This window comes from Micromonospora sp. WMMA1949 (genome assembly GCF_027460145.1).
Taxonomy (GTDB): domain Bacteria; phylum Actinomycetota; class Actinomycetes; order Mycobacteriales; family Micromonosporaceae; genus Micromonospora.
The window spans coordinates 3,100,571-3,112,954 of record NZ_JAPZBG010000001.1; the positions used below are offsets into that span (position 1 = coordinate 3,100,571).

The window sequence follows — 12,384 nt, forward strand, 5'->3', positions numbered from 1 at the left end:
ATCGACGATGGTTTGCGCTGTAGATGTGAATTCACATGATCCGAATTCGCCGCGCTGGGATGCTCTGGACCTTTGGCGGATGACGCACGCTACGCGACGAACGGTGCAACCGGACAGACGTACGGCGGATCTCAGCGAATGCTCAGCCGCCGGCCCGTACCGTGTGCGCATGAGATCAACCGCCGCGCGGCTCCGGCGCGCCCTGGCCGGCCATCCGCGCCGCACCGTCGCCGCCGTGGTGGTGGTGGTCGTCCTCGTCGCCGCCGCGCTGGTCTGGGCGGCCCGGCCGCAGGGCTCGGACTTCCGGACCGAGTCGGCGCTGGTGACCGTACGCTCCGGCCCTTCCGGGGACGAGCCGGTGGACCTGGACACCACGCTCTACCTGCCGGAGGGCGCCTCGTCGTCGAACCGGGTGCCGGCGGTGCTGCTGGCGCACGGCTTCGGCGGGACCAAGGACTCGGTCCGCTCCGACGCCGAGGACCTGGTGGCCCGCGGGTACGCGGTGCTCACCTGGACCGCCCGCGGCTTCGGGCGCAGCGGCGGCCAGATCCACCTGGACAACCCCGACTACGAGGTGCGGGACGCGCAGCGCCTGCTCGACCGGCTGGCGCAGCGGCCGGACATCCGCCTCGACGCGGACGGCGACCCTCGGGTCGGTGTGGTCGGCGGCTCGTACGGCGGCGGCCTGGCGCTGCTGCTGGCCGCGCAGGACCAGCGGGTCGACGCGATCGTCCCGATGATCACCTGGAACGACCTGTCCCGCGCCTTCCTGCCGGAGAGCACCGGCCGGCAGCCCACCGACGGCGTGTTCAAGAAGGGCTGGGCCGGCATCTTCTTCGGTGGCGGCGGCAACGCCGGCTCCGGTCCGGCCGGGCTCTCCGGGGCCACCGCCGCCGCGCCGGAGGGCGCGCCCGAGTCCGCCGGTCCGCCGAGCCCGCAGCCGGGCGCCGGCCCGGGCACCGGCTCCGGTCGCGCGCCGGCCGGCGCCGCCGACCCGTCCTGCGGCCGCTTCGCCGCCGACGTCTGCGCCGCGTACCTGCGCATCGCCACCACCGGCCGGGCCGACGCGGCGGCGGTCGAACTGCTGCGCCGGTCGTCGCCGGCCGGCGTGCTGGACCGGATCAAGTCCCCGACGCTGCTGGTCCAGGGCGAGGCGGACACGCTGTTCCCGCTGGCCGAGGCGGACGCCAACGCCCGGGGCATCGCCGCGGCCGGCACGCCGGTGCGGGTCGCCTGGTTCACCGGCGGCCACGACGGCGGCTCCGGGCCCACCTCCGACTCGGACCGGGTGAAGTTCCTGACCGCGCAGTGGCTCGACCACTACGTCAAGGGCGACGGGGCGGCCCCCGGCGACACGTTCACGTTCTCCCGGATCGCCGGCTTCGACGCGCTCGACCGGGGCCTGGTGGCGACCGGCTTCCGCATCGCCGACTACCCCGGCCTGGCCGGGCAGGAGCGCCGCGAGGTGACGCTCGCCGGGCCGCCCCAGCCGGTCGCCGTACCGCCGAACGGCAACCCGGCGGCGATCTCCTCGGTGCCGTTCGCGGGCGCGCTCGGCTCGCTGCTCGACGGCGTGGCGGGGGACATCCCCGGCCAGCACGCGCGCTTCGAGTCGGCGCCGCTGGACGAGCCGGTCGACGTGGTGGGCGCGCCCACGGTGCGGATCAGGGCGGCCTCACCGACCGGTGAGGCGGTGCTGTTCGTGAAGCTCTACGACGTGGACCCGCAGGGCGCGTCCACGCTGCCGTCCGGCCTGGTCGCGCCGGTGCGCCTGACCGGCCTGCCGGCCACCGTCGAGGCGGCCACGCCGGTCACCGTCACGCTGCCGGGGATCGTCCGGCGGGTCGAGGCCGGGCACCGGCTGCGGCTCGTGGTGGCGACGTCGGACCAGGCGTACGCCTCGCCGGCCGAACCGGCGGTGCTCACCGTGGCGCTCGCGGACGGACCGCTCGCGCTGCCCACCGTCGACGCCACGCCGATCCCCACCACCGCCACGATCTGGCGCTGGGCGCTGGCCGGCCTGCTCGCCGTGATCGTGGCCGGGCTCGTCGTGGTCGTGCTGCTCACCCGCCGCCGGCACCGCCGCCAGGACGACTCCGTGCACCCGGAGTACGCGGGTGTCCCGCTCGCCGTGCGCAACCTGCGCAAGGAGTACGCGGACGGTTTCGTCGCGGTCTCCGACGTGGACTTCGAGGTGCACCCCGGTCAGGTGGTCGGCCTGCTCGGGCCCAACGGCGCGGGCAAAACGACCACGCTGCGGGTGCTGATGGGGCTGACCCAGCCCACCGCCGGGGAGATCTACGTCTTCGGTCACCGGCTGGTGCCGGGCTCACCGGTGCTGTCCCGGATCGGCGCGCTGGTCGAGGGGCCGGGCTTCCTGCCCCACCTGTCCGGCCTGGACAACCTGAAGGCGTACTGGCGGGCGACCGGGCGGCCGTGGGAGGACGCGCACTTCGACGAGGCGCTGGAGATCGCCGGACTGGGTGACTCGGTGCACCGGCGGACGAAGAAGTACAGCCACGGCATGCGGCAGCGGCTGGCCATCGCCCAGGCCATGCTGGGCCTGCCCGAGCTGCTCGTGCTGGACGAGCCGACGGACGGGCTGGACCCGCCGCAGATCGCCGAGATGCGCCGGGTCCTCCAGCGTTACGCCACCGACGGCCGGGCGGTGCTGGTCTCCAGCCACCTGCTGGCCGAGGTGGAGCAGACCTGCACGCACGCGGTGGTGGTGAACAAGGGGCGGATCGTGGCGTCCGGCCCGGTGGAGGACATCGTCGGCGAGTCGCCGAGCGTGCTGTTCGAGGTGAGCGACCCGGGCGCGGCGCGTACGGTGCTCGACCGGCTCGACGGCGTACGGGTGTTGCCCGACACCGAGGGCGGGCTGGTGGTCGACACGAACGGCACCGCCCGCAGCGAGGTGGTGGCCGAACTGGTCCGGGCCGGCATCGGGGTGGACCGGGTGGTGCCCCGGCGCCGCCTGGAGGACGCGTTCCTCGCCCTGGTGGGCGAGAACTCTCGGGGAAGCGGGGACCGGTGATGGCGGGTTCGTCTGTGGCATCGTCGCCTGGTGGCGGCACGTCCGGTACGGCGGCGCCGGGCCCCGGCGGCGCGGCGGCCGGTTACCGGCCCTCGGCCACGCTCCCGTTCGCGGCGGAGTTCCGGCGGCAGGCGTCGCGCCGGCGTACCCAGCTCGCGCTGGGCTTCATGGTGCTGCTGCCGCTGATCATCCTGGTGGCGTTCCAGTTCGACGCCGGGGACGACGACGGCGGCGGGCGGGGCGAGTTCTCCAGCCTGGCCGACCTGGCCACCTCGGGCGGGCTCAACTTCACCCTGTTCTCGATCCTGGTGTCCGCGTCGTTCCTGCTGGTCGTGGTGGTGGCGCTGTTCTGCGGCGACACGGTGGCGAGCGAGGCGAGCTGGGGCAGCCTGCGCTACCTGCTGGCGGTGCCGGTGCCCCGGGCCCGGCTGCTCGCGGTGAAGCTGGTCGTCGCGCTCGCGTACTCCGGACTGGCCCTGCTGTTGCTCGCCGGCACCGCGCTGCTCGCCGGCACGCTTCGGTACGGCTGGAAGCCGCTGAGCAGCCAGGTGTCGGCGGAGCTGGCCCCGGCCGACGGGTTGCTGCGGCTGCTCGGCGTGCTCGGCTACCTGGCGGTCGTGCTGCTGGTGGTGGCCGGGCTGGCGTTCCTGCTGTCGGTGACCACCGATGCCGCGCTGGGCGCGGTCGGCGGGGCGGTGCTGCTCTGGATCCTGTCCAGCATCCTGGACCAGATCACCGCGTTGGGCGGGCTGCGGAACCTGCTGCCGACCCACTACAGCAGCGCCTGGCTGGGGTTGCTGTCGACGCCGATGCAGACCGACGACGTGGTCAAGGGTGCGTTCTCGGCGGTCGTCTACGCCACGTTGTTCTGGGGCGTGGCCTTCTGGCGTTTCACCCGTAAGGACGTCACGAGCTGAGGTGACCCGGGAGGGGGTCGCGTCAGCGGCGGCCCGGCCCATATCATGGGAGCGTTCCCATGCAATTGTCCCGCCTGCAAAGAAATCGATTAACATCGATACGTGTGGTCGCCATCCTGGAGCCGTCAAACACTCGTCCCAGGAGGTCACACATGATCCCGACCCAGCTCAGCGGCCCTGTCCTGTCCCTGTTCCGCGCGGTTGTGGGGTTGCTGTTCCTATGCCACGGCGCGGCGTCGATATTCGGCGTCCTCGGCGGCAACCGAGGCTCCGGCGAGGCCGTCCCGTTCGCCACCTGGCCCGGCTGGTGGGCGGCGCTGATCCAGCTCGTGTGCGGCGGGCTGGTGCTCGTCGGCCTGTTCACCCGGCCGGCAGCGCTGCTCGCCTCCGGCTCGATGGCGTACGCGTACTTCGTGGTGCACCAGCCGGACCACCTGATGCCGATGCAGAACGGCGGCGAGCTGGCCGCGCTCTTCTGCTGGTCGTTCCTGCTGGTCGCGGTGCTCGGCCCGGGAAGCTGGGCGCTCGACGCGCTGCTGAGCCGCCGGCGTGCCACCACGGCGGAGCCCACCGCGGCCCCGGCCTCGGTGCCGGTCTGAGCCGTCGCCCGCTCACCAGATCCCGGCCGGGTGCTCCCGTGCCGGGGTCTGGGGCTACAGCGGATTGACCGGCGGAGTCGTGGGCGACGGCGGGGCGGCCGGAGTGGGTGCGTCGGTGGACGGCTTGCTGCGCTTCCACGCGCTGACACCCAGCCGGCCGGTGTTGCCGAGGTCGATCGGCCCGCTCAGGGCGACCGGGTACGCCGGCCGGCCGACGATCGGGGCGACGTCGAGTTCGGTGCCGTTCGTCGCCGGCACCGTCGCGTCGGTGACCAGGTTCCGCCAGATCAGTGCCGCGCCGGCCCGCTCGCCGGGGGCCAGCACGATCCGGGTGGGCGGGGCGTCGAAACCGGAGGTGATCGGCTTGGCGCCCGGGATGATCCGCACCGTGACCGGGTCGCCGTCGGCGTCCCGGAGCGCGACCGCCGGATAGCCGCGCAGTTCGTACGGCCGGTCGCCGCAGTTGACCAGCTCCAGGCCCAGTGCCCGCAGCCCCATCGCGGCGCTGACCCCGCGTTCGGTGATCGCGATGCCCTCCGGGGAGCAGGTGGCGGCCGGGGTCGGCTCGGCGGAGGGGGAGGCCGGGCGTGGCGGCACCGTGGGCAGCGCGTCGGCAGGTCTCTGGGCGGGGGCACAGGCGGCCATCAGCGTCACGCCGGCGAGGGCGCCGATCAGGCGCGCCGTTCTCCGCATCCGGCGATCATGCCACTCGGCCGCGTTCGGCGAGGACCGCGTCGAGCAGGCCCGGGTAGAGGCGGTCCAGCTCCTCGCGGCGCAGCCGTACGTAGCGGGTGGTGCCGGCGACCCGGGTGCGGGTCAGGCCGGCCTCCCGCAGCACCTTGAGGTGGTGGCTGCGGGTGGCCTTGGAGACGCCGAACTCGAACGACCCGCAGGCGTGTTCACCGCCCGGCGCGAGCGCGCGCACGATCTGCAGCCGGACGTCGTCGGCCAGCGCCGCCAGGACGGCGGTGACCGGCACCTCGCGCAGCTCGGGCTCGTGCAGCTCCATGTGACAACGATAACCCATGTTCGACAATCGTCGAACAAGTTCCTAGAGTCGGGGCGTTGGTTCGACGGTACTCGAACATAGGAGCTGCGATGCGTTCCCGTCACGCCACCCTCCCGATCTTCGCCGCGGTCAGCTGGGGCCTCATGTTCCCGGTGCTCGCCAGCGCGCTCACCCGCGTGGACGCGCTCAACCTGACCGCCGCCCGGTACGTGCTCGCCACCGCCGTGCTGCTCGCCCTGCTGCTGGCCCGCGAGGGGGTGGCCGCCCTGGCCACCCAGCGGCGCGGCCTCGAGGTGGTGCTCCTCGGCGCGCTCGGCTTCGCCGGGTTCAACACGCTGATGAACCTCGCCCTCGGCCACGCCGCGCCGCAGCAGATCGCGCTGTTCGCGGCCACCGTGCCGCTGGTCACCCAGTTCGTCCGCTGGGCGCGCGACGGCGTCCGCCCGCGTCCGGCGCTGCTCGGCATCTCCCTCGTCGCCCTGGCCGGTGTCGGCCTGGTGATCACCCGCGGTCGGCTCGACGGGCTGGGCCAGTTCGGCTGGGGCGGGCTGCTCATGATCGGCGCGGTGCTCGGCTGGGCGTTCTACACCCACGGCGCGAGCCGGTTCCCCGAGTGGTCCGCGCTGCGCTACACCACGCTGACCGCCGTCGCGGGCATGGTCGCGATGATCGGCGCCAGCGCCGTCGCCGACCTCACCGGACTCCAGCACGCGCCGTCCGCCGCCGACCTCGCCGCTGTCGCTCCCCAGCTCACGTACGCGGTGCTGATCGCCGCCGTCCTCGCGGTGCTGGCGTGGAACACCGGCGTCCGGCGGCTCGGCCCGGCCAACGCCGCGCTGTTCATGAACCTGGTGCCGGTGGCCACGTTCGCGGTGCAGATCGTGCGCGGATACCGGCCGGTCGCGGTGGAACTGGTGGGTGCCGGGCTGACCGTCGCCGCCCTGGTGGCCGCGAACCTCGTCACCCGTACCCCCTCGGCAGCGGTGACCACGACGGCGCCGGACCCGGTCGCGGTGGTGGACCGGCCCGCGGTGGTGGACCCGGTCGCGGTGGTCGGACGTTGAGCCGGCCCACACCGTGGGATCCCGAGGTGGCGCGGCCGTGAGCAGCGCATAGACTCGGCGGCACAACTGAATACCTCATCCAGAGGGGCTGAGGGATACGGCCCGACGACGCCCCGGCAACCACCCGCACGCTCGACGACGAGCGACAGCGGGCAGGTGCCAATTCCGTCCCCGCCGCACCCGGCGATGCGGGGAAAGATGAGAGGAACTCCTCGACATGACGTCGACGCTTCCCGTCGCCACCGGAATCGACACCACCCTCAGCCCGGCCCGCGCCCTGGTCTGCCGTGCCTGTTCGGCGCGCTACCCGCTGGCCGCCCAGCACGCCTGCTACGAGTGTTTCGGGCCGCTGGAGGTGGACTACGACACCGCCGCCCTGGCCACCGTCACCCGTGAGCAGATCGAGGCCGGTCCGGCGAACATCTGGCGGTACGCCGCACTGCTGCCCGCCGGTCAGGACCCGGCCACCCGCGTCACGCTCGACCCGGGGCTGACCCCGCTCGTCGCCGCCCCGAACCTCGCGGCCGAGCTGGGGCTGAGCGCGCCGCTCTGGGTCAAGGACGACAGCGCGAACCCCACCCACTCGTTCAAGGACCGGGTGGTCTCGGTCGCGCTCACGGCGGCCCGGGCGCTCGGCTTCAGCCGCTACGCCTGCGCCTCCACCGGCAACCTCGCCAACTCCGTCGCCGCGCACGCCGCCCGGGCCGGCGTGCCGTCGATCGTCTTCATCCCCGGCGACCTGGAGCAGGGCAAGGTCGTCACCACCGCCGTCTACGGCGGTGACCTGGTCGCCATCGACGGCTCGTACGACGACGTGAACCGGCTCTGCGGCGAGCTGGTGGAGACCGACGAGTTCGAGGACACCGCGTTCGTCAACGTCAACGTGCGGCCCTACTACGCGGAGGGCTCCAAGACGCTCGGCTACGAGGTGGCCGAGCAGCTCGGCTGGCGGATCCCGGCCCAGGTGGTCATCCCGATGGCCAGTGGTGAGCTGCTCACCAAGATCGACAAGGCGTTCACCGAGCTGGTCGAGATCGGGCTGGTCGAGGCGCCGGCCGGTGGCTGGAAGGTGTTCGGCGCGCAGTCGGCCGGCTGCAACCCGATCGCCACCGCGCTGCACGGCGACACCGACACGATCACGCCGGTCAAGCCGACCGGCATCGCCAAGTCGCTGAACATCGGCGACCCGGCCGCCGGGCTGTACGCGCTGGAGGCGGTGCGCCGCACCGGCGGCTGGATGGACTACGCCGACGACGACGAGATCCGCGAGGGCATCCGGCTGCTCGCCCGTACCACCGGGGTGTTCGCCGAGACGGCGGGCGGCGTGACGGTGGCGGTCCTGCGCAAGCTGCTGAAGTCCGGCCGGCTCGACCCGTCCGCCGAGACGGTCGTGTTCAACACCGGCGAGGGCCTGAAGACGCTGGACGCGGTGGCCACCCAGGTCGGGCCGACCCACCGCATCAAGCCTTCCCTCCGCGCCGCCCGGGACGCCGGCCTGCTGTCCTGACCCGGAGCCGGCACCTCGGCCGGGTGGAGGAGGCGGGCTCGCCCGGGTGGGGGATCGGGCGGGATCGGTGGGTAACCGGTGATGTGCGGTGAGTGCCAGAAAACCACCCTCAAGGACTTGACGGCAGGAACCGGACGGCGCAAGATGCTTCGTGCGGGAGGGCATCCGCCGGAGACTTTTCAAGTTCTTGCGACCCAACGCCGGAGGCGTTGTGCGGACGTCCCTCCCGACCAACGTCCGAAGAGGCCAGCGGAAAACCGCTGGCCTCTTCGCTGTGTCCGGCGCACCCTCGGTGACATGACGCTGACCGTGACGCCGCTGGACCCCACCGACCGGCAGACGCTCGACGCGGTGTACCGGATCGCGTGCGCCGCCCAGGCCGTCGACGAGCCGGACCTGCCCGACCCCTGCCGCCGGCGGTTCGAGGCGCCGCTGTCGCACCCGATGCCCGGCATCGACACGCGCTGGCTGGTGGCCCGCCTCGACGGGGAACCCGTCGGCTGGCTCCGGCTCTACCTGCACACGATCGACAACACCGAGAACGCGAGCGTCGAACTGACAGTCGACCCGGCGTACCGGCGGCGCGGCATCGGCCGCGTGCTGCACGAGCACGGCGTGCGGCTGCTCCGCGAGCACGGCGGCAAACGCCTTGTCGGCTCGACCACCGCCGCCCTGCCCGGCGAGGAGGACCGGGTCTTCCCCGGCGCCGCGTTCGCCGCCGCCATGGGCGCCAAACCGGCGCTGGCCGACGTCCGCCGTCGCCTCGACGTGGCCGGACTCGACCGTGACCGACTCGCCGCGCTGCTGGCCGAGGCCCGCGCCGCGGCGACCGGATACCGGCCGGTGCGGTGGCGCGACCACACCCCCGAGGAGTACGTCGCGGATGTCGCCCGCCTCCAGGGCCGGCTGCTGCTCGACGCGCCCATGGGTGAGCTGGACTGGGAGCCGGAGCAGGTGGACGCGGCGCGGGTGCGGGACGCGGAGCGGGCGCTCGATGCCCGGGGCGTACGCCGCTACAACACCGGGGTGGTGCACGAGGCGTCCGGCCGGCTGGTCGGCTGGACCCAGCTCGCCCTGGACGCGGGCAGCACCGGCCACGCCTGGCAGGAGATCACCATCGTCGACCCCGGCCACCGCGGCCACCGGCTCGGCCTGCTCTGCAAGGCCGAGAACCTGGAGTACGCGCTGGCGCACGAACCGGCGTTGTGGGCCGTCGACACCTGGAACGCTGTTGCGAACCGGCACATGGTCGCGATCAACGAGCAACTCGGGTTCCGCCCGGCCGCCGGTTCCGTCGACTGGCAGTTGACGATCTGAGTTGTGACACGCCCCTACTGATCTGGTGCCTTTCTGTTGCATGATGGCGGGCATGACGGAGACCCCGCACCCCCTGTACGACAGGCACCGCGAGACCCTCGACCGGGCGCTGACCGCCATCGCGGATCGCGGGTACTGGTCGGCCTACCCCGAGTCGCCCAGCCCCCGGGTGTACGGCGAGACCGCCGCCGCCGACGGCAAGGCCGCCTTCGAGGCGTACCTGGGCGGGGACTTCCCGCTCGACCAGGCCGGTGACGGCACCACGGTGGCCACCGAGGCCAGCCCGTTCGGGGTGACGCTGGACGTGCGCTACCCGCACGCGGGCGCCGACCAGTTGGTGTCCGCCGCGAGTACGGCGCTGCCCGCCTGGCGCGACGCCGGCCCGCAGACCCGGGTCGGTGTCTGCCTGGAGATCCTGGACCGGCTGCACAAGAACATCTTCGAGCTGGCCAACGCGGTGCAGTTCACCAGCGGCCAGGCGTTCGTGATGGCGTTCCAGGCCGGTGGCGCGCACGCGCTGGACCGGGCGCTGGAGGCGGTCGCCTACGCGTACGCCGAGATGAGCCGCCACCCGGGGACCGCCGGGTGGGAGAAGGCCGCCGGCAAGGGCGACCCGCTGCGGATGACCAAGACGTTCCACGTCGTGCCGCGCGGGGTCGCGCTGGTCATCGGCTGCAACACGTTCCCGACCTGGAACTCGTACCCCGGTCTGTTCGCCTCGCTGGCCACCGGCAACCCGGTGGTGGTGAAGCCGCACCCGCGCGCGGTGCTGCCGCTGGCGATCACGGTGAAGTACGCCCGTCAGGTGCTCGCCGAGGCCGGGTTCGACCCGAACCTGGTGCAGCTCGCCCCCGAGACCGACGGCGAGAAGCTCGCCACCACGCTGGCCCTGCACCCGGCCGTCAAGATCGTCGACTTCACCGGCTCCACCGAGTACGGCGACTGGCTGGAGGCGAACGCCCGGCAGGCCGCCGTCTACACCGAGAAGGCCGGCCTGAACACGGTGGTGATCGACTCCACCGACGACTTCGCCGGGCTCTGCCGCAACCTCGGCTTCACGCTGACGCTGTACAGCGGGCAGATGTGCACCACCTCGCAGAACCTGCTCATCCCGCGCGACGGCATCGCCACCGACCAGGGGCACAAGAGCTTCGACGAGGTGGCCGCCGGAATCGCCGGCGCGGTCGCCAAGCTGACCGCCGACCCGGCCCGGGGCGTCGAACTGACCGGCGCGATCGTCAACGACGGCGTGCTGGAGCGGCTGGACGAGGTCACCAAGGTCGGCGAGCCGGTGCTGGAGTCGCGCACCGTCGAGCACCCGTCGTTCCCCGGCGCGGTGGTGCGTACGCCGACTGTGGTGAAGCTGGACGCCTCCGACACCGCCACGTACTCGCGGGAGTGGTTCGGGCCGATCTCGTTCGCCATCGCCACCGACTCGACCGAGCACAGCCTGCGCATCCTGCGCGAGACGGTGGGGGAGAAGGGCGCGCTCACAGCGGGCGTCTACTCCACCGACGAGGCGGTGCTGGACGAGGCCGAGAAGGCGGCGATCGACGCCGGGGTGCACCTGTCCTGCAACCTGACCGGCGGTGTCTTCGTCAACCAGTCGGCCGCGTTCTCCGACTTCCACGGCTCCGGCGCGAACGCGGCGGCCAACTCGGCGCTGACCGACGGCGCGTACGTGGCCAACCGGTTCCGGATCGTGCAGAGCCGCCGCCACGCCTGAAAGGAGGGGCCCCTTCTTAACGCCTCCGGTAGAGGAGGGGCCCCTTTTTAGCGCCGCGATCAACGCCGCGCCGGCTCAGGCGGACCGGCGCATCTGGAGTTCGTGCAGGCCGGTGATCCGGGGGTGCGGCACCCGTACGCCGGTGTCCACGAAGCCCAGCTTCTGATAGGCCCGGTAGGCGCGTTCGTTGCCGACCACGACCTCCATCATCAGCTCGGGCCGTCCGCAGGCGCGCGACCAGGCGGCCACCTCGTCGACGAGCGCCGCCAGCAGGCCGGTGCCCCGCCGGGCCGGGGTCACGTAGACCGCGTAGACGAGCGTCAGGCCCGGCTCGTCCGGTGCGGCGATGCCGCCGGCGTGGCCCACCAGACGGCCGCCCGGGTCGGCCACGAACTGCGCGGTGTGGTCGCCCCGGGAGACGGCCGCGACCCGGGCCGCGTACTCCGCGTGCGGCAGGGCGGCGGCCTCGGCCACCGTCTCCAGGAACGCCAGCGGGGAGTCGGCCAGCATCTCCAGCCGGAGCGCCCGCATCCGGGCGGCGTCGGCCGGCCGGACCCGGCGGACGGTGGTCGTGGTGGTCGCGCTGGTCATGCCGCATGCATACCGGACGGCCCGCCGAGGGTGTGCGACAGGCCCGGGTACGCCCCGGAATATGCCCGATTTGTGGTCGTGCGCCGCCGTCACGCCTCGTGTAGCGTGCGATTTCGGTCACTGAATTCAGCGTCACCTATCGCTGAACCGGTGCGCCGCCGGTGCCGGTCCGCCGGTCTCCGGGTGTTGGAACGCCGCGCAGAGTGAGGAAGTGCACCGTGGCACAGGGCACCGTGAAGTGGTTCAACGCCGAAAAGGGCTACGGCTTCATCGCCGTCGACGGCGGGCAGGACGTCTTCGTCCACTTCTCCGCGATCGAGATGGACGGCTACAAGGCGCTGGACGACGGCCAGCGGGTCGAGTTCGAGATCGCGCAGGGGCAGAAGGGTCCGCAGGCCGAGCGGGTCCGCGTCATCGCCTGACCCGTGGCGGGCGGTGCTCCCGCGGCCGGACCCGGACCGGGGGCTGCGGTGCGGCCCACCACCATGGAAGATCATGAGCCGTTCCAGCCGTAGTCGCTGAGGAGGGCCCATGTCCGATCTGCCCCCGTCGGGTGCCACCGAGCCGGCGGCGTCCGGCCCTCCGGCCGACCCGACCGCACCCCCGCCTCCTGCCGC

The 12,384-nt window shown here is 73.0% G+C and carries 11 protein-coding genes and 1 riboswitch; of the genes, 8 read left to right on the forward strand and 3 right to left on the reverse strand.

The genetic code is table 11. The features are described 5' to 3' along the window. The first annotated feature begins 169 nt into the window (after window positions 1-169). The 3 genes from O7607_RS14670 to O7607_RS14680 all read left to right on the forward strand — a co-directional run bounded on the left by O7607_RS14670 (window position 170) and on the right by O7607_RS14680 (window position 4,553). Window positions 170-3,037 carry an alpha/beta fold hydrolase gene (locus tag O7607_RS14670; RefSeq protein WP_442929485.1) on the forward strand — a complete coding sequence of 956 codons (2,868 nt, stop codon included), beginning with the start codon at window positions 170-172 and terminating at the stop codon, window positions 3,035-3,037. Continuing rightward, a complete protein-coding gene (locus tag O7607_RS14675; protein ID WP_269703777.1) occupies window positions 3,037-3,954 on the forward strand; it encodes an ABC transporter permease subunit in 918 nt (305 codons plus the stop codon). The genes O7607_RS14670 and O7607_RS14675 overlap by 1 nt, the downstream gene beginning before the upstream one ends. Window positions 3,955-4,106: 152 nt before the next feature. Continuing rightward, entirely contained in the window at window positions 4,107-4,553 is a 447-nt protein-coding gene (locus O7607_RS14680; protein ID WP_269703779.1) for a DoxX family protein, read from the forward strand. A 54-nt stretch (window positions 4,554-4,607) separates the two neighbouring features. Here the strand turns inward: O7607_RS14680 and O7607_RS14685 are convergent, their stop codons facing one another. Both O7607_RS14685 and O7607_RS14690 read right to left on the reverse strand, forming a co-directional pair. After that, window positions 4,608-5,246 carry a DUF4232 domain-containing protein gene (locus tag O7607_RS14685; RefSeq protein ID WP_269703781.1) on the reverse strand — a complete coding sequence of 213 codons (639 nt, stop codon included), beginning with the start codon at window positions 5,244-5,246 and terminating at the stop codon, window positions 4,608-4,610. Between the two features lie 7 nt (window positions 5,247-5,253). Next, a complete protein-coding gene (locus O7607_RS14690) occupies window positions 5,254-5,562 on the reverse strand; it encodes an ArsR/SmtB family transcription factor (protein ID WP_269703783.1) in 309 nt (102 codons plus the stop codon). 89 nt (window positions 5,563-5,651) lie between these two features. Here O7607_RS14690 and O7607_RS14695 point away from each other — a divergent pair, with 89 nt between their 5' ends. From O7607_RS14695 to paaN, 4 genes are all read left to right on the forward strand, one after another. Then, the gene (locus O7607_RS14695; RefSeq protein WP_269703785.1) at window positions 5,652-6,626 is read left to right on the forward strand and encodes a DMT family transporter; all 975 of its coding nucleotides are present in this window, start codon (window positions 5,652-5,654) and stop codon (window positions 6,624-6,626) included. A gap of 72 nt (window positions 6,627-6,698) precedes the next feature. Next, window positions 6,699-6,831: riboswitch (SAM riboswitch) on the forward strand. A 12-nt stretch (window positions 6,832-6,843) separates the two neighbouring features. Further along, window positions 6,844-8,133, forward strand: coding sequence for a threonine synthase (thrC, locus tag O7607_RS14700; RefSeq protein WP_269703787.1), 1,290 nt, complete (start codon window positions 6,844-6,846; stop codon window positions 8,131-8,133). Between the two features lie 297 nt (window positions 8,134-8,430). Continuing rightward, window positions 8,431-9,450, forward strand: a complete 1,020-nt coding sequence (locus O7607_RS14705; RefSeq protein ID WP_269703788.1) for a GNAT family N-acetyltransferase — start codon at window positions 8,431-8,433, stop codon at window positions 9,448-9,450. Between the two features lie 52 nt (window positions 9,451-9,502). Continuing rightward, window positions 9,503-11,176 (forward strand): phenylacetic acid degradation protein PaaN, encoded by a 1,674-nt coding sequence (paaN, locus tag O7607_RS14710; RefSeq protein ID WP_269703790.1) that lies wholly within the window; start codon window positions 9,503-9,505, stop codon window positions 11,174-11,176. A 75-nt stretch (window positions 11,177-11,251) separates the two neighbouring features. Here the strand turns inward: paaN and O7607_RS14715 are convergent, their stop codons facing one another. Continuing rightward, window positions 11,252-11,767: a GNAT family N-acetyltransferase gene (locus tag O7607_RS14715; RefSeq protein ID WP_269703792.1), complete on the reverse strand. Its 516-nt coding sequence runs from the start codon at window positions 11,765-11,767 to the stop codon at window positions 11,252-11,254. A 218-nt stretch (window positions 11,768-11,985) separates the two neighbouring features. Here O7607_RS14715 and O7607_RS14720 point away from each other — a divergent pair, with 218 nt between their 5' ends. After that, on the forward strand, window positions 11,986-12,189 hold the full coding sequence (locus O7607_RS14720) for a cold-shock protein (RefSeq protein ID WP_013288855.1): 204 nt from the start codon (window positions 11,986-11,988) through the stop codon (window positions 12,187-12,189). Window positions 12,190-12,384: the final 195 nt, after the last annotated feature.

Bases quoted from the DNA above. Each gene is read 5' to 3' on its own strand.
- O7607_RS14670 (WP_442929485.1), top strand. From the start codon at position 170: ATGAGATCAACCGCCGCGCGGCTCCGGCGCGCCCTGGCCGGCCATCCG.
- O7607_RS14675 (WP_269703777.1), top strand. From the start codon at position 3,037: ATGGCGGGTTCGTCTGTGGCATCGTCGCCTGGTGGCGGCACGTCCGGT.
- O7607_RS14680 (WP_269703779.1), top strand. From the start codon at position 4,107: ATGATCCCGACCCAGCTCAGCGGCCCTGTCCTGTCCCTGTTCCGCGCG.
- O7607_RS14685 (WP_269703781.1), bottom strand. From the start codon at position 5,246: ATGCGGAGAACGGCGCGCCTGATCGGCGCCCTCGCCGGCGTGACGCTG.
- O7607_RS14690 (WP_269703783.1), bottom strand. From the start codon at position 5,562: ATGGAGCTGCACGAGCCCGAGCTGCGCGAGGTGCCGGTCACCGCCGTC.
- O7607_RS14695 (WP_269703785.1), top strand. From the start codon at position 5,652: ATGCGTTCCCGTCACGCCACCCTCCCGATCTTCGCCGCGGTCAGCTGG.
- thrC (WP_269703787.1), top strand. From the start codon at position 6,844: ATGACGTCGACGCTTCCCGTCGCCACCGGAATCGACACCACCCTCAGC.
- O7607_RS14705 (WP_269703788.1), top strand. From the start codon at position 8,431: ATGACGCTGACCGTGACGCCGCTGGACCCCACCGACCGGCAGACGCTC.
- paaN (WP_269703790.1), top strand. From the start codon at position 9,503: ATGACGGAGACCCCGCACCCCCTGTACGACAGGCACCGCGAGACCCTC.
- O7607_RS14715 (WP_269703792.1), bottom strand. From the start codon at position 11,767: ATGACCAGCGCGACCACCACGACCACCGTCCGCCGGGTCCGGCCGGCC.